Origin of the sequence: Chryseobacterium limigenitum, assembly GCF_900114875.1 — a bacterium.
Lineage (GTDB): Bacteria > Bacteroidota > Bacteroidia > Flavobacteriales > Weeksellaceae > Chryseobacterium > Chryseobacterium limigenitum.
This window is the reverse complement of the sequence record NZ_FPKW01000030.1, coordinates 1-16,313: the sequence shown is the minus strand read 5'-3', so window position 1 is coordinate 16,313 and position 16,313 is coordinate 1. Positions and strand designations below refer to the sequence as shown.

Here is a 16,313-nt window from a genome sequence, read left to right as displayed (position 1 = left end):
CTATGTCAATTTTTTATACAAAAAAAATCGCATTATTTTTTTAAACCATCACATTTTTCACATAAACTAAAATAAATCAAGCCCTGAATAATACTGATCTCGTCCCCGAATCTATATTCCAAACACATCATTCTCGGCATCTTCCAATTTTAATTTTCCCCAAATCAGATAAATATCCCAAGTCAGCCTACACTTGCAGGTTTATCCGCTTTTTTGGTTTTTCGTCACAACCATTTTTTATCACGGACTGATTTTCAGCATTCCTAATTGTGAAATAACATCGCAGGTCGCTGAAGCACTAACGGAAATTTTCAGGATTTTATAAGTCAGGGTGTGTTGTAAGAAACCAAATAATTGTACACTTTGTCTATGAATGGCTCGTATAAATTCAATACAAACAGGCAGGGAAAAAGAATTTTGTATTGATTTTCCACTTATTTGCCATTCATCTTTTAACCGTGTATTATTTTTATCTCTTACTTGTAATACACATGACTTACTACGAAAAATCAATTGGAAACTTCCTCAAACAGTTAGCGTTTGACAGCGACTTTTATGATGTATATTCAGAGTCCCAATTGTTGGAATATGCCAAAGATTTACTTCAGTCCTATGACATCACTATCGTGGATGGTTGTGATTACCGAAACGACCAAAAAAATGAACATTATTATTGCGACCTTGCAAGTGAATGGGCTGACTCACAAGTAGATATTTATAATTCTGATTTATGGGAAAAAGCACCAAAGTTTCAATGGTGGATTGAAGATGCCATTAATGATTTTTGATTCGATGAATCAAGAGGAATGACAGGTTTATTTCAAATGGGTCAATATCTGTATTATTCAAGATTGGCTGGAGATATTTTAAACAGCCTTGCAGATTATGTGAAAGCATAATCTGCTTTTTTAGAATATTCTTATAAAAAAAGAGATAACCGCATAACGATTATCTCTGTGTGTCAATTATTCTCTTTTATTTTAAATTATGCTAAGGATCAATTAGCAATACACCCTGCTGGTTGATTTGCTAACCATAAACGATCAGTAGAATATCCAGCTGTGCTTGTCTCAAAAAAATTTGTACTTGGATTATACTTATATGTATTACCTGGTTTGATCTGTGATAATGGCATTGGTATAGTTGATGATGTACATCCTCTCAATTTAGCTATCCAAGTGGCTTCAGTCACAGGTGCATTAAATAATCCAGGATCTATAACATAATTTTTCAACCCACTACTGGTAGTTACTTTAACCAGAGGTGCCATATGCCAAGACCAATTTTGACAACATGGTATTGTGGTAGTTGCTTTAAGCCAAGCAGATGTTGACTGAACTGCAAATATTTTTTCACAGTCACCGCCAAACATTTGTTGAAACTTTAATCTCATATAATGAGCTCTGACATAACATCCATCCTTAGCATATTGAAACGGGATACAATCCGATGGAGAATTAGGAGCTAAACCACAACTTCTGTTTTTCATAGCATTAAAGAAAGATGTTGCTTGTGACAGAGATATAATGGTTGGTGCTGCTTTTGCTTGTTGAGTTTCTGACTTAATTTCATCTAAAGATTTTGTCGACTCTAAGAACCTGTCCTTGAGCTGTTTTTGTAAACTATCATCTATAATTTTCACATCAAGAATAGGATATCCTAAATCAGCTATAGATTTATCAAGATAAGTTATGTCATAAAAGACTATATCTTCAGACATAAATAAATCATATAATCTATCATATTCAGGGTGGTCTTTTGGTAGATAATATGTAACAGGAGAGGATCCAATAGTAATTGGTAGTTGATCTCCCTTTTTTATTTGATCACGAATCAAATATGGTACACCTATATTATCAACAAGATGTTTTTCCACACCTAATTTAAGAATTTGTTCATAGGTAGGTTCATCATTTTTAGATACCGTATCATCGTGCTGTTGACATCCTGTCAATAAGAATCCAAAGGTCATAATCACTAATAAAGTGAGAAAAGTTGTTTTTTTCATAAATTTTGTTTTTTGGTTAATAAATTGTCCGTTATTCGTGCGATCTGGGAGGACGTTCCCATTGCTTGTACTATTTAATAGCACTTGCTGATCATTTGTTTTTTCTTTCAAAATTGAGAATACATTATTTGGTTATATAATAAAAGAGATTGTTTTGACACGAGACTTTATACTGAAAGCCAAGTGAAAGGCAACCCATTATGGAATGAAAACTCCTAATAATGTGGGAATGAAAGAGAAAAAAGTTGGAAACCATAATAATATTGATTTTTCTATTTGAAATATTCAATATTAGGTATTACTTAAATTTTATCAATGTGGGAAAACCACATTTTTTCATACGATTTTTATGGGTAAGCAGAAGATGAATTCATATAAGCCAATAATTGATTCTACACACCGCCTATTAATCTGTTTTTAATAAAGATATTGCCCATTTGAAAGATGTTTGAAAGCTTTCTTGATGTATCAAATCAAAAAAAATCCCTGCTATTAATAACAAGGATTTAGATCATGAGAAAAAAATGAGTTACATTTTTATTTTTTACTTTCCTCAATGGAAACTTTTCTGAATTCTTTGAATAGCTTGCTAAGTTCCAAAGCAGATTTTCTTGCTCTTGTTCCGGCTGCTTTGTTCCCTTTTTCTGATTGTAGCTGAGCTTCATTAGAGAAAGCTTCAAATTCTGCATTGATCTTTTCGATAAGTTCTTTCATTGTGTTATTGAATAATAAGTTAAAATTGAATTGCAAATATAAAAGATAATGTGAATTCTGGTATTAATTGCAACACAATTTTGAGTTCTCAAAGTGAATTTTCGTCAACGAAACTTATTGTAATTTCCCATTATGGAAGGCTGAAAAGTTTGAAACATTGGGTTTAATTTCATCAAAATAAGTAATTCTCCTTATACTTTCCGAATATTTTTTCCCGTTTTTAAATACAATTTTCCGTATCCAATTACCGAATGAATCATAAGTATATTCGTACGTAAATTCATTCTGTGATTTTATGAGTCCATTCGGAAAAAATTCGGTGATGGAGTTTTCGTTAACATCTGTTTGTGTAAGTACACTTCCGTTTTCATCGTAATTATATGTAAATTCATAAATACTGCTTTTTTCTCCGTTTTTATAATTGGTCTGCGAAAGCACATTGTTATGATCATCATACACAAACTCGGTTACCCTGCTTTCCCCTTTCTTTTCTCCAAAATATTTTACGAGAAGTCCATCCTTTAAAATTGCTGTAAAAGATTTGTTGGATTTCTTGCCATTGTCGGTAATGTCCGTATTTACAAAAACGGAATCATTTCTGTATCTGAATGTCATGATACTTTCGAGAACGAGTTTATTATTGTCAAAATTCCGAAACCAAGCTTTTTCCTGTCTGTTCTGTGAATCATACGAAAGAATAGTGCTTGTTTTTCTGTCTGTACTAATTTCTTCTTTCTTTAAAATTTTTCCTTCCGGACTGAATTCCAAGGTGTAGGTTTCTTTATCTTTTTTCTTTTTGGCAACATAGTTTTCCTCAACGAATTTCACTTTTCCCTGCAAAACAAAGTGTTTCCAAATTTGAGGTTGATTAAGTTGGGCGTTAGAAAATGCAAAGAATATTAGGGAAATGACGGTGAAAAATGATTTCATAGAATTATTTTGGAAATATCTATTTACAAAAATTCAAATTGGCTAAGGATTTTGATAAAATTATTAAAGGATTGAGCTTTAATACTCCCAAAAACGAGATGGGTATGTTCCGATCCCTCTTTATAAATAACAAAATTATAAGAGCGATCATCATATTTATCTTTATCATATAAAACTCTAAAACCGTTTTTATGATCATAATAACTGATCTCAGTACCATAATAATTATTTTTATGGATTTGAAATTTTTGTTTGACAATATATTGAGACTGTTTATTTTTTGAAGAACATACCCAAACTTCTATATCACGCATATCGTTATCAGAGTCGTCACTATTTCCTTGAAGATTTGCTGAGAATATTCCTAAGTCATTATTATAACCCCAATCCTCAAAATCATTTTTAATACATGGAGAAAAGTATGAAAACCCTTCACGACTAAAATAATTTAATTCTGTCTGAGCATTAGCAAATGTGAATGCTCCCAAAAATAGAAAAGCTAAAAGTGTTTTTTTCATGATGTATAGATTAATTTTTTCTCGTGTTTCTTATTTCAATAGAACGACTTCCGTCTCCGCCGGAGCGTGAAGAATCATCCATATTCTTGTATCCTATCACAAATCCGCAATAGAATTTGTAATCTGGATACATTGCCGACTCGTTTCTAATTTCAATTTTGACTTCTCTATCCCATTTAACAGCAAAATTTGCAGATTCAAAATTTGAAGCTAAGTAAGGCTGTTGAAATAATAATTCCCCATCATCCAACCACAACAGTAATCCAATATCCTTAACATATTCCGATCCTGTGTAAGCAATAACAGCATAGTGGTTGCCCGCTTGAAATTTTCTTGCGTAATCAAAACTATATCCTTGCTGTAGACGATTATACTTTCCATCTGAAACTGTATAACCGTTTTTACGCAAGATATCGCACGCTTCATCATAAGTATACTGTCCGTAGGCTATGACGGATATAAGTAACAATAGTAATGACGATGCCAATCTTTGTCTGAATTTCATATTTTTTATTTTTGTGTTTTTAGTAAAATGATAGAAACCACTGTAAATTATTTACAGACAAAAATGCCGACATCGTGTCAATTTTTTAATATCTTTGTGAGATAATTTATTCCAAATCAGTAATAATTTATTCCAGATATGATTACAGGTCACAAGATTCGAAGTATAAGAGAACTTAAAAATCTAACTCAAGATCACATTGCTGATCGCTTGCAAATCTCACAGTCTGCTTACAGCAAACTGGAGAAAGAATCTAACATCTCTGATGAGAAATTACAGCAGATTGCTGAGGCTTTGGAAGTCAAACCTGAAGATATTATGGCATTTGACAGTCAGAAATATTTTAATAATGTCGGTAATGTGGAGGGAGATAACAGTAACAGCTATAATGAAAGTATTGTTATAGGAATGACAACTGAAGAGACGGAACTTATCAAGAAGCTCTATGAGGACAAAATTACTTTGTTGGAAAAATTACTTTCAAAATCTGAAATAGATGTTCAAAGATTGGAAAAAATAATACAAAAATTTGAATCAAAATACGGAGAGCTTTAATGGCTCTCTTTTTTGTTAAGATAATATTAAATCATTATACTCTCCACATATTATAGACTAAAATATTTGGTTAAATCAAAAAACTTATTTAGCTTCGGGTTGTGAATTTGTAAAAATGATTTTTACTTCAATTCTATAAGACTATGAAAAATTACAATATTTCTTTTATGTATCGCATCAGCGGTACTTGTATTGTGTGGTAAGATGGGTTCTTATCACTCTTTTACACAATATAATTCCTATAAAATTGTTGTTCAATGCAAAAAAGCCTTAAAATAGATATCAATTATTCCCTTGCAAAAAATATTGGGAATCTTACTATAAAAAAGCCCACGAGATGGTTAGATCTCGCAGGCGATTGTCAATAAGTTGCAAGACTTATTTTGTTACAGCAAGAAACCAGGCTGACAAACCTGACATCACAGACAAAATTGCTGCTAACAGTAACGCTCTACTCTCGGGTGCTTCGACATGGACTACCCATGTGAGACACACCATAACTACAGACATACATATTATTCCGACTGTAGTTACAAAAGTCTTCCGTTTTCGGAGGGCTTTTTTCTTTTTCCTTTTTTTGGAACCCATTGGTTAAACTTTCTGCTCGTATTCTATGTGTTGCGTTCAACACTTTTTTTATTCTGATTGACATAATTTTATTATTTGTTTGTTATACATTGTTTTTCAAGTATTTTTTTTGAAAAACTTTTTAAGAGAATTATTTATCTCATTTTTTATAGTACATATTCGAAACATGAAACGTACTACTGATTGTAAATTTTAACTTCGTTTTCAAAATTGAAATCTGAAAATTTAGAAGTGTAATTTGATCGAATTGCGTAAAACACGCTTGATTATTTACTTACATGATTTCTATTTTTTATTAATAATTACAGATTTGGCAGTCCTGTAATTTGACTGGGAGTGTTGTTTCTATCCTGCTAACTCCCTGTATCGCAGTTTCATGCTACTATTATTCACATTGAAATTCATAGACTTGTAATATTATAGTTTCATATTGTTAAGGTTTAAATTCGACATAATAATCTCATTCACGACTAAACACATGTATTGCTGTCAATGTAATGTAGTTTAGAAAAAGGTTGAGAATTTTTTAGAGTTATTGGTGTTTTGTAGAAGCAACCAACAGCAATATTATATGGTACGTTGAAAACGTCAGAGATTGTAATTTTTTTTCATAAGCAAGAAGATATTTGTGTTTATGAATTGGCAATCTACAAACTTTTTTCTATCTATTTATTTTCGCAATATTAATTTTATTTTAATACAATGTGAATAAAATATTAACTTCGGTCTAAAACGGCTCCGCTTTCTCCCCGTCAAACAGTTTCCAACCTTCATAAGGGCTCGTCTATAATAAACCATTAGTAAATCTTGAAAGAACCATTGGTTCTTTATTTTTAAAAGAGTACACAGCAGATGGACGGTGGTGAGTATTTGTCAATGTTTGTCTTCTTTGTTATTGCTTAGATTCTATTTTTAATGTTTTAGTAGGCTTTGCTGATGGTAGATATTGTATGGACTTTTTCTCTCAGTAACAAGAAAATCTTATTTTATATTCATTTATTCCGTAGTGAGTAGAAATAAGAATAAAAAAAGGAAAAAATGATGATATAGTTGCATCAAGAACCATCGAGTTTCCTTTGGTGGGTTGGGCATTATCGAATGTTCTTCAGTTGCACTTAAAAAGGCGGTTAAAAATATAATCAAAGAGATAATTAAAAAGGAATTGTTGACTTTATTGAAGATTGTAGACACTTTCCGGCAGAAGGACTTGCATTCGGAGAGAATAAAGATATGTATCCGCTTCGTTTTACTTCATTAACCCGCCTATACAAATCCAAGTTGATTTTACTCACTTTTATTTTCTTATAGGATTTTCATGAATAAGAAACAATTTTTTTTCAGAGTCATCCCTCCTTCGCAAGAAAATGTGTTACTCGCTTTAGGACGTTATAAATTTTTAACCACAGGGCAACTCCTGAGATTGGGTATTATGTCCGATAGAAGTAATCTTAATAAGCAGATTGCCGAACTCAGGTCTTGAAGAAATCCTTTAGTACATTCTATTACCTTTGGAATAAGTGTCTTCTGAAAACTTCAAAGCATTCATCATCTTACCTCACATGGGGCTGAACTTATTGAGGAACATTTTGGATTAGAAATTCCCGCGAGATTTCCTAAAAGAAATGCTATCGATTTTCACCAAGATTATTTCCATAGGGTTTCTACTGTCGATTTCCAAATTTTTTTATACGAACGAACCAAAAAACAGGGCATAGAGCTCCTTTTCTTTAAAACCTACTTCGATAAATTGGCAACAGGGAAGAAAAATGGGTTTAGGGCAGCATCGGCAATACCAATGTCTAACCAGCAGTATCTGGTTGCTGATGCATTGTGTATGCTCCAGACTCCCATAAGAAAAGAGCTCTATGCTATAGAAGTGTACAGAAAAGAAGATACCAACCGTATTCATAAATCCCTTTTCCAACACTTAATGACATTGGCTGAATGACAACCCAGTACCATGTTTGATCTGAACCATGGTTCCAGAATATTATGTGTTTTTGAAACCGAAAGCAGTAAACTCAATGTGATGCAGAGAATTTGCTCCGATGAGCGTTTTATCAACGCTAAAAAGCATTTCCTATTTGGGGTTTGAGAAGAATTAAAGAACAGCGTATTTGAAAATTGGGTACTGTTTGACGAAGAAAAGACGAATTTATTTTAGACTCTATATTAAGTCTTCCTTTATTAGAAAGGCGATAGGTAAAGACGGAAACAGAAATACTGGTCTAATTATTCGATGTAATCAAACAACATTTATCCTCTAAAACAAAAATAAAATGGATATGAATGAAGAAATTCAAGAAGTAAGACAAATCCTTGGAGAAAAGTTTGATAACATCATTCCTGATGAAACAGTAAAGCTGATGATTTATTCTTTTAAATTGATGGCTAAATTAGTCATCAGAGATTTTGAGAAAGAGAGTGAATAAATTCCTCTCTTTTTACTGTTGATTCTGCAATAAAAAATAGGTACAATTCTTCCGAACCACTTTATTTTATTAGACTTTCAGCAGATGACCAAAACAAAAAAAGCAAAAAGAACCAATCACTTAGGCTATTTTGTAAAGCCAAAGACTGACCAGGAAAGATTTTGAACCAACAGACTCAATGCTGTTATTTATGTAAGAGTATCCAGCGAAGGACAGGTTACTCACTGAAACGGGTTAGAATCACAGGAAACAGCCTGTAGGGAACGATGCGAAAAACAGCCGTGACTCGAAATTGAGGTCGTAAAGGTTTTCAGAGAAGAATGAGTAAGTGGTAAACTCATGGATCGTAAAGCCATGAACGAAACCATCAGGTTTTTGGAAAAAGAAAACAAAAAATTCACCAAAATCCATTATTTTGTAGTGACGGATGCCGATCGTATTGCAAGACCGGATGATATTGCGGAAGCCTTTACATTGGAACAGAGTATTGAAAGTCTTTGAGTGAAAATTATCACGGTGAACAACAAAAGAGATACCGAAACCGATGAAGGAAAATTCCTTCAGACGATTCAGTATGCCATTGCCTGACTGGAGCGTAGAAAAATATTGAGAAGAACCATGAACGGTAGACTTAATAGTTTGAAAAAAGGAAGGCGACCTTTTACCTACCCGCCATTAGGATATATCAGAAACAGGTCGGGGGATTGAAAATATGATGATGATATAGATACCGTAAAGTGACCCATCATAAAAGAAGGACTGGAACTCTATGCCCACAATCCGTTATTCAGCAAATCGCAACTGTATAAATTTCGGGTGGAAAAGTGACTTCAGACCAACCACAGTAGAGGTAATTTCTATATATCCTATATAGAAAAGATATTCAGGGACTACAAATTATATTTTTATGCCGGATTTATTTATTATCCTGAACGAGGTATTGATACACCTATTCTATGAAATCAGCAGGCATTGATTTCATTGGATACTGTAGAAAAGATTATGGAAAAGGAAACCCGTAAAAAAACAAGAGCCAATTCTCCCAATTTAGATAAAAATTTAGAACTTCATCCGCTCAAAGGTATGATTACCTGTGAAGGTTGCAGAAGGAAAGTCGGATGTTATGCCAGTAGAGGAAACGGTGGAGTGTATTACTACTATACCTGTGGAAATGGATATTGTGAGGGCAGGATCAACATCCGTAAAGAAGTAATGGAAAGTGAATTCGAGCAGTTTATTGAAAAAATGAAACTGCCCAAAGAAGTATTTGATACATTCAAATCATATATCTTAAAAGAACGGGCTGAAAAGGAAAAAAGAGAAGCCAACAACATTCCGCAGATGCAGTGACAACTCTTATCTATCAAAGCCAAAATGGATAAAATTGAACATAAGATTCTATCCGTTTCTAATGAGAATCTCATTAAGAAACTCGAAATAGAATGGGCTACTCTTGAAACCTTGAAAGAGGATATAGAGAAAAAGATGAACCATGAAAAAAATGACAAACAAAATTTGGAATCCATATTATCCCAAACGGAATATCTATTTACCGATCCTGTGGGAATGTGGAAAAAAAGCAATTACGAGATAAGGCAGTTACTGTTTATGGTTCGGTTTGGCGGAATTCTGTATTATAAAAAAAACCAATGACTTCGAACCAACGAAACCACGGGTCTGCATTATGTTTTCTCACTAAAGTGAGGTGATAAGTTCCTATTTATGGCATGAGGGGGTACACTATCACACCAATTTTTCTCGGAAGAAGAAATTGAAATCTTCATAAATATACTCATCATGCAAAGCAAATATATTAATGCAATAAACTACTTATTAATGAAATACAAAGAATAAATCATTTTGAAAAAATCTCTTGCATTTTATCAATATTTATATATAATAAAAACATGAAAGGAGTATTATGATACATGGGATATATACCATGCACTCGTGATAGTTTTTCATTTTTTGACGCTACCTACTCAGGTTTTCTGAGTAGGTTTTTCTTATGATTAAATTTTTGACTTGCCTTTGGGAGTTATTAATGACAATACTCAACTTACAAAGCAAATATATAAATGCGGTATACAGAGTCAGTAAAATATATGGGTTAAAATGGGAGATATAAAATAACAAACTGCAACTATTTTAAAGTTCAAATCGGAAAGTCTCTATTCTTTGGAAGTAAAATCTAACAAAACTTAAAAAAGGAAATGTTTAATCCTGTAACCGAAAACTTTATTTTTTTGAAAATCGCAAGGATTATTTTTCTTTATTTTCAAAATGGGGACAAGTCTAAAAAGGAAAATAAGCCAAAATAAATGCCTTGATAATTCTATCAAAAAATAGTCGGAGGTAGGAAAAAAATTAAACAGAAAATCTTATAAAAGTTCGTAGATAATTAATGGAAATAGTGACTAAATCGGGGAACTCAAAATGGTGCAGTATGGGTATTGCAAGTTAGCAAACTACCCCGTAACCGTTGTAGTTTACTACTTGCAAGGGGAAACCCCTTTGAACCCCAAATTGTCATATCAAATCGTGGCTATTACAATTAATGGCTGGCACTTTTTATCTTGTTAGCATTTCGATCATTTTTTCACTGTGTTCTTTTATTTCATTATGATTGTTTGTCCCGTTTGTTTCCCAATGCTCATATTCCATCATAATACGTTGTTTTATGCTGTCGATTGTTGAACTTCCTGTATAATAATCTTTCTTTGCTGTTGGCATAAAATTACTCAAACGAGAATTTTTACTACCACTAATAAGACATAGATTTCCAAAATTGTCTAACCATTCAGCATCTTGTCCTTGCAAAATTAAGTTTTCGTCAATTGGATGTTGAGGATAATAATGCTCAACCGAACTTCTAAATGTGTATTCAAAATCTTTTACACGATTATCAGAAAATACTTGGTGTTCGTTGTTAATTTTGAAATAGTTTTTATCAGCTCTGTAATCTTGCCACAACAAATAATCCAGATAGTTGAAAATAAAATTTTCTACGGCTGTCCCTTGATTAAGTTTGTTTATGTCAATATCTGTTACATAATTTTTCTGTTTCCCTTCATTGGTATAGATTATTTCAAAAAAGTCTTTTTGGTTCTTTGCTAAATATCTGTCGTTTAAGAATGCTTTTGCAACATTTTCAAGATATATTTTGTAATCGTTTGCCAAATTCGTTCCCGAATATTCCATAACGAACTTCAACGAAGCATTTAACCAATGTTTGTAAACCAAAGTAGGATTTGAAACGTGAAACATTGAAAGCAACATCAAAATTTCTCTGTTTACACCGTCATTAGTCTCTGCATTTTCTGCGTCAAAAGTATTTACATAACTTACTTTGTTTCCGTCATACCATTTCAATCGTTTCAAACTCCAATGGTCAGAACCTTTCGCAAACTCTCTCTTTATAACATACTTGTCAAAATAAAACTTACCTTTTAACAAATTGTAACCAAATTCTTTTACAAATTCTTTTTTATCATCATTCTTTAAAAACGGCTCAAACAATTCTAATAGTCGTTTGTCGTCTAATGGAAGATCGGATTTCGTTTGTATTCTTAAAATGTGAAGTAGGAAGTTTGCAAAATTGATAATTGTATTAAATCTATCGGGGCTTTCGTCCGTAGTGCTTGAATTGTCAATAATTGGTTTTGCTGTTTTGACAAGAAGCTGGCTAATTGTCAAAGTTTCTTCCGTATTTTGATTTGCTGTCGGAATTTGTAATTTCTGATAAACAACATCTTTTCCAACTAAATTGTTCCAATCATTTTTGCCAAATAGCTCATCTCTTTGTGCAACTGAAAAACCGTATTGAACATATTTTTCCATATTTGAAGTTGCTTCCCAAATCAAATTGAAAACATATTTTAAATTATCATCTTCCAAAATTTCAAGCATTTTTGCTTTTAAAATTTCGTGTTTTTCTAATTGCTCGCCACGACTATTCATTATTTCAAAATAGTGATTCAAGTCTGTGTCTTCTGGAACTAAAACACGTAAGATTGTAACCTTTTCAAAGAAATAGTTGCAAAAATCCTCAATAGTCAAACTGTTGTCAGCCAAAATTTTAGCCAATGATTTTTTTGCATTATAATAACCTTGCTGAATAGCAACATTACATTCTTTATTGTCTAAACTTTCTCCTTTAAAAAGGTACGAAAGTGTGTTAGAAGCAACTTTTCGGCTATCAAAAGATAAATTGAGTTTTTTATACCAATCAATCTTTAAATATTCGTTTTTAATAACATTCAACAATATGGTCAAAGTTGTTAAGCGTTGTTGTCCATCTATAGTTTCATAGGTTACGTTTCCTTCTAATTTTCTTTCGTAAGCAATCAAAGAACCAATGTAATATTTAGGCTCTTCCTCTGATTTTTTGCTTTTAAGAATATAATCTACGATGTCCTGAATGAGTTGAGTTATTTGAGGTTCGCCCCATTCGTAATTTCTTTGATAGATTGGAATTACATAATCGTCTGAACCGAACAATGCTTTAATGCTGTAATATTTCGGTTGTTTATCATTCATAATATTTTAAGGTCTTGAAGTGTTCAACAATTTGTTTTACTTTATCGTTTTTACTTGCAGGGAATTTTATTTCAGTTAGCGTATCAAGTCTCAAGTTTAGTATATCGTTAGGTTTAATTGTTTCCTTAATTTTTTTAAATAGCTGTATTTGAGAATGATCTCCTCGATTGAGAGCAAAATTATCAACCGAATCAAGTCCAACTGCTTGTAACTTCAGACGCAATGTATATGCCCATACAAAAATTTTATCAATGGCTTTTGATAAATCTTTATCCCCGAATTTGTCTATGTAATAAATTAAACCACAATAAAACAAGTTGCGAATATATTTGTCGCCTGTGCGAAAACTACCTTCATACGTTTTGATTGTTTTTAAAATAGGGTATCTTTCACTCATTTCTTTTGACTTCACATTATCAATCATTATTTGATAATGTTCTATCATTTCAAAAAATCGTTTTCCGTTTATAATAGTTTCATCTATTTGAAAAGGAAAAGTCATTTCTCGTTTGTCTATATTTCTGTGAAATGAGCTGTTGTATTCTTCAACATAAAAATGTGCAATGCGAAGCATTGCAGCAAAAGGATAATTTTCTTCAATATCGGGACTTACACCTTTGAAAACATCAACTTCATTTTTTGAAAAATATCGTGCTGAATGTCCTTTGCTCCAATTTCTAATTCTGAATAAATACTGCGAAAATAATTTTGAAAGTTTTGCTGTGTCTAAACTTTCCCACTTTTCAACAGTCTTTTTGCGTTCTTCTTCCGTTGAAAAATTATTCATCTCTCGCAAGTGAAATGCTTTTAACAAATCGTGTGGTTCAAGGTCTTTACCCCTTGAATTTTGGGAATCAAAAAACTGAAAAGCTTCTGAAATATCATTCAAAACTACTTGTACCAAAGTGCATTTCTCCAAGAAAAACCATATTAATTTTTCGTCAAAATCAGCAATTCTTCTTTCAATCTGTTTATAGTTGTTTTGGATATTAGCTTTTGAAATGTCATTTGCAAAAGATAAATTCAGAAGTTTAGGGTCAAAACTTTTTAATGCTTTCTCTTCCTCTGTCGTCTTGTCTTGTTTTTGAGTTATTGCATAAGCAATTAAGGTCAATGTAATAGTTCGTTGTTGTCCATCAACAATGTCCGAAATAATTGTATTGTTTTGTTTGTCTTTTTGATATTCTTCTTCTGATATTTCTTTATTGTCTTTGTCCTTAAAATGATTATGAACTACAAGAGTTCCCAAACGATATTCCGATTTGTCCTTATGTATTAGAATATCATCAATAAGTTGGTTTACATTTTTTGTCGTCCATTTGTATGGTCGTTGATAACTTGGTATTTGTAAGCTATCGTTTGTAAGCAAATCTCTTACTTTGATTATTTTAGGTTCATTTTGTGCCATTATGTATTGTTATCATCTATTGTTGGTTTGGTTTTCGCTAAATTCTTTTTTTTACAAAAATAACACTTCTTATTCTCAGACCCTTTTTATTCCGTTAAATGATCCATAAAACAAGGTATAAAGATTTATATTTCGGTCATATTAAAAACCACTGCAATCCGCAGTGGCTTTCTCAAATAGTAAAAATTGTTGATCCTGTTATTATCTTTCCTGATCTAAATCCAAATCTTTATTGATTTTTTTAGCAGTACGTTCTAACGCATACCAACTACGTTCAGTATCAGTTTGATGTTGAATATTGTCTTCTTGTTGAATCTGAATAATTTCTGCGGAGTACGTGTTGTAAAATTCACGCATTACTTCCTCGTCCAAATCTTCATAATGATAAACGGTTTCCATTCCGAATTTTTCCACCAAAGAGAAAAAATCAAGTGGTTCATCGTGAGTTAATATCTCTTTTGCCAAGAATTTTTTAAGGCTGTCTTTTGGCTCATTTGCCATAGCCTTTAATTTTTCAATTGCTGTTGGTTTATTCATGATGCGATTGATTTACACAAAGTTAATAAAAATGAGATTCTATCGTAGCAATAATCAGAGTTAATATATTACATAGCAGTTTAGGCAAAAGCAACTCTTTTTATTCCATTAAAATGATCCGTACAACACAAATTTGTATTTCGATCGTATTAAAAAACCACTGCGGATTGCAGTGGTTTTTACAAATAATTCTATTGTTTTGTTAAAACAAATTTCATTTGGATAGTATCATAATCTTTGGTTGCTATATGGTAAGATTCTTTTTTTACTTCTTTTAAACGATAACCTGACACAACAACACTATCAATATCTATTCTTTGTAGTGGTAAAAAGGCTGTATTTACTTCTCCCTTATTATTAACTGTAAGAATGTCTACTTGTTGTTCTCCTATAGGGTCAAGGTCAGAATCATCAGAGCCTACAGTTTTAGTTAAAAATATTTTACCTTGTATTTCTACATTTTTATTATTTTCATCTACCAATTGTCCTAATAAAGTCAGATTCTTAAAATTCTTATTTGCATTTTGTGTCCAAGCTAAAACACTTACTGCTTTATATGCGAATAACAACAACAGAATTACCAAAGCAACGCCTAATATTCTAAATAATTTCTTTTTCATCAGTTTCCTTTTTTGTTTTTTTCAGTTGCAGCAGCTTCTACCTGTTTATTGAAAATATTCAAAATTAAAGGCTGTTGCTTATTCAAAATGTTGCTATGCTCTACTTCTAAAGGTTTGTTAGGAACATCAGCGTTAAAATTAACCATCCTTCCAACCCCTTCTCCAGGCTTCATCTTTTCTCCGTGAGATTGTCCTTCATTTGCATTAGGTTGAAAAATATTCATTACATATTCACTATTATTGACAGTAGTTTTCACAATGCTATTTCCTAATCCTCCGCCTGAACTATCTACAATAACGGATGCATCTGTTTTGATTCCCATATCTGCCAGTTTATCATTGAACTCTACAACTTGATTTCCTCCGTGGCTAAAACCGAATGCTACTACTTTATCGCCTTCTTGATAGTTATTTTGTACAAATTCAGATGCATTATTTGCAGCTGCATTTCTTCCAAGTCCTTCATTTGTTGTTTGATAAACTCCACCTGCTACATCTACGCCGTTTGCTCTTCCCATTTCTGCAACTTTATTATAAAGAGCCAAAGGTGTTTGAGTATGCTTATTGACTTCTGTTGTAGATTTGCCCTCTCCACGAAAGCCTCCTGTGAAAAATATGGCTAAAACTTTTTCGAGTCCTTCTAATTCTCGATATGATATAACAGCGTTTTCAGAAAAAGCATAAGTACTGTTATAAGGGAATTTCTCAGCCAAAGGATCGATATTAAAGAACCTTCCTACATCTGGCATATAATTCCGCCACTTAAAGCTATAGAAACCAGTCTCTTGCAGCTCTTGTCCTTGGTACTTATATGATTTATAACTTCCCTGTGCAAAATAAGCATTTCCAGATTTCAAATGATTCATCCCGAAAGGATAGTAATCATTGGCATCTGTAATTTCAAGAGCTCCTGCGCTGTTTCTCCCGAAACTTACTCTATTATTTCCTAAATGATCTTT

The 16,313-nt window shown here is 32.3% G+C and carries 17 protein-coding genes; 7 read left to right on the top strand and 10 right to left on the bottom strand.

Annotated features, from left to right (window positions below; translation table 11 throughout):
* Nucleotides 1-491 precede the first annotated feature (491 nt).
* Nucleotides 492-788 carry a hypothetical protein gene (locus BT156_RS20505; RefSeq protein ID WP_072412792.1) on the top strand — a complete coding sequence of 99 codons (297 nt, stop codon included), beginning with the start codon at nt 492-494 and terminating at the stop codon, nt 786-788.
* Nucleotides 789-997: 209 nt separating this feature from the next.
* On the opposite strand, the gene BT156_RS20500 is transcribed toward BT156_RS20505, so the two are convergent.
* From BT156_RS20500 to BT156_RS20480, 5 genes are all read right to left on the bottom strand, one after another.
* A complete protein-coding gene (locus BT156_RS20500) occupies nt 998-2,008 on the bottom strand; it encodes a protein-glutamine glutaminase family protein (protein WP_139255540.1) in 1,011 nt (336 codons plus the stop codon).
* Between the two features lie 537 nt (nt 2,009-2,545).
* Nucleotides 2,546-2,722: a histone H1 gene (locus tag BT156_RS20495; protein WP_072412790.1), complete on the bottom strand. Its 177-nt coding sequence runs from the start codon at nt 2,720-2,722 to the stop codon at nt 2,546-2,548.
* 114 nt (nt 2,723-2,836) lie between these two features.
* A complete protein-coding gene (locus BT156_RS20490; protein ID WP_072412789.1) occupies nt 2,837-3,652 on the bottom strand; it encodes a hypothetical protein in 816 nt (271 codons plus the stop codon).
* Nucleotides 3,653-3,675: 23 nt separating this feature from the next.
* Nucleotides 3,676-4,170, bottom strand: coding sequence for a hypothetical protein (locus BT156_RS20485; RefSeq protein ID WP_072412788.1), 495 nt, complete (start codon nt 4,168-4,170; stop codon nt 3,676-3,678).
* A gap of 10 nt (nt 4,171-4,180) precedes the next feature.
* Nucleotides 4,181-4,675, bottom strand: a complete 495-nt coding sequence (locus tag BT156_RS20480; RefSeq protein ID WP_072412787.1) for a hypothetical protein — start codon at nt 4,673-4,675, stop codon at nt 4,181-4,183.
* 138 nt (nt 4,676-4,813) lie between these two features.
* Between BT156_RS20480 and BT156_RS20475 the strand changes: the two genes are divergently transcribed.
* The 6 genes from BT156_RS20475 (at nt 4,814) to BT156_RS20460 (ending at nt 9,903) form a co-directional block, all read left to right on the top strand.
* The gene (locus BT156_RS20475; RefSeq protein WP_072412786.1) at nt 4,814-5,230 is read left to right on the top strand and encodes a helix-turn-helix domain-containing protein; all 417 of its coding nucleotides are present in this window, start codon (nt 4,814-4,816) and stop codon (nt 5,228-5,230) included.
* A gap of 2,335 nt (nt 5,231-7,565) precedes the next feature.
* Nucleotides 7,566-7,766: a hypothetical protein gene (locus BT156_RS20470; protein ID WP_072412785.1), complete on the top strand. Its 201-nt coding sequence runs from the start codon at nt 7,566-7,568 to the stop codon at nt 7,764-7,766.
* Nucleotides 7,767-8,097: 331 nt separating this feature from the next.
* Nucleotides 8,098-8,250, top strand: coding sequence for a hypothetical protein (locus BT156_RS22235; RefSeq protein ID WP_170857351.1), 153 nt, complete (start codon nt 8,098-8,100; stop codon nt 8,248-8,250).
* Between the two features lie 339 nt (nt 8,251-8,589).
* Nucleotides 8,590-8,751: a hypothetical protein gene (locus BT156_RS22230; protein WP_170857350.1), complete on the top strand. Its 162-nt coding sequence runs from the start codon at nt 8,590-8,592 to the stop codon at nt 8,749-8,751.
* Between the two features lie 501 nt (nt 8,752-9,252).
* On the top strand, nt 9,253-9,600 hold the full coding sequence (locus BT156_RS20465) for a recombinase zinc ribbon domain-containing protein (RefSeq protein WP_072412784.1): 348 nt from the start codon (nt 9,253-9,255) through the stop codon (nt 9,598-9,600).
* A gap of 24 nt (nt 9,601-9,624) precedes the next feature.
* A complete protein-coding gene (locus tag BT156_RS20460) occupies nt 9,625-9,903 on the top strand; it encodes a hypothetical protein (protein ID WP_072412783.1) in 279 nt (92 codons plus the stop codon).
* 918 nt (nt 9,904-10,821) lie between these two features.
* Here BT156_RS20460 and BT156_RS20455 read toward each other — a convergent pair.
* The 5 genes from BT156_RS20455 to BT156_RS20435 all read right to left on the bottom strand — a co-directional run.
* Entirely contained in the window at nt 10,822-12,789 is a 1,968-nt protein-coding gene (locus BT156_RS20455) for a GmrSD restriction endonuclease domain-containing protein (protein ID WP_072412782.1), read from the bottom strand.
* Complete coding sequence (locus BT156_RS20450; protein ID WP_072412781.1) at nt 12,782-14,197, bottom strand: DUF262 domain-containing protein; 1,416 nt, start codon at nt 14,195-14,197, stop codon at nt 12,782-12,784. The genes BT156_RS20455 and BT156_RS20450 overlap by 8 nt, the downstream gene beginning before the upstream one ends.
* 201 nt (nt 14,198-14,398) lie before the next feature.
* Nucleotides 14,399-14,734, bottom strand: coding sequence for a hypothetical protein (locus BT156_RS20445; RefSeq protein ID WP_072412780.1), 336 nt, complete (start codon nt 14,732-14,734; stop codon nt 14,399-14,401).
* Nucleotides 14,735-14,925: 191 nt separating this feature from the next.
* Nucleotides 14,926-15,354, bottom strand: a complete 429-nt coding sequence (locus BT156_RS20440) for a hypothetical protein (RefSeq protein ID WP_072412779.1) — start codon at nt 15,352-15,354, stop codon at nt 14,926-14,928.
* A partial coding sequence (locus BT156_RS20435) for an RHS repeat domain-containing protein (protein WP_317047206.1) occupies nt 15,354-16,313 on the bottom strand: 960 nt, incomplete at its 5' end. The genes BT156_RS20440 and BT156_RS20435, both read right to left, overlap by 1 nt.

Coding starts and splice junctions, on each gene's coding strand:
- BT156_RS20505 (WP_072412792.1), top strand. CDS start 492: ATGACTTACTACGAAAAATCAATTGGAAACTTCCTCAAACAGTTAGCG.
- BT156_RS20500 (WP_139255540.1), bottom strand. CDS start 2,008: ATGAAAAAAACAACTTTTCTCACTTTATTAGTGATTATGACCTTTGGA.
- BT156_RS20495 (WP_072412790.1), bottom strand. CDS start 2,722: ATGAAAGAACTTATCGAAAAGATCAATGCAGAATTTGAAGCTTTCTCT.
- BT156_RS20490 (WP_072412789.1), bottom strand. CDS start 3,652: ATGAAATCATTTTTCACCGTCATTTCCCTAATATTCTTTGCATTTTCT.
- BT156_RS20485 (WP_072412788.1), bottom strand. CDS start 4,170: ATGAAAAAAACACTTTTAGCTTTTCTATTTTTGGGAGCATTCACATTT.
- BT156_RS20480 (WP_072412787.1), bottom strand. CDS start 4,675: ATGAAATTCAGACAAAGATTGGCATCGTCATTACTATTGTTACTTATA.
- BT156_RS20475 (WP_072412786.1), top strand. CDS start 4,814: ATGATTACAGGTCACAAGATTCGAAGTATAAGAGAACTTAAAAATCTA.
- BT156_RS22235 (WP_170857351.1), top strand. CDS start 8,098: ATGGATATGAATGAAGAAATTCAAGAAGTAAGACAAATCCTTGGAGAA.
- BT156_RS22230 (WP_170857350.1), top strand. CDS start 8,590: ATGGATCGTAAAGCCATGAACGAAACCATCAGGTTTTTGGAAAAAGAA.
- BT156_RS20465 (WP_072412784.1), top strand. CDS start 9,253: ATGGAAAAGGAAACCCGTAAAAAAACAAGAGCCAATTCTCCCAATTTA.
- BT156_RS20460 (WP_072412783.1), top strand. CDS start 9,625: ATGGATAAAATTGAACATAAGATTCTATCCGTTTCTAATGAGAATCTC.
- BT156_RS20455 (WP_072412782.1), bottom strand. CDS start 12,789: ATGAATGATAAACAACCGAAATATTACAGCATTAAAGCATTGTTCGGT.
- BT156_RS20450 (WP_072412781.1), bottom strand. CDS start 14,197: ATGGCACAAAATGAACCTAAAATAATCAAAGTAAGAGATTTGCTTACA.
- BT156_RS20445 (WP_072412780.1), bottom strand. CDS start 14,734: ATGAATAAACCAACAGCAATTGAAAAATTAAAGGCTATGGCAAATGAG.
- BT156_RS20440 (WP_072412779.1), bottom strand. CDS start 15,354: ATGAAAAAGAAATTATTTAGAATATTAGGCGTTGCTTTGGTAATTCTG.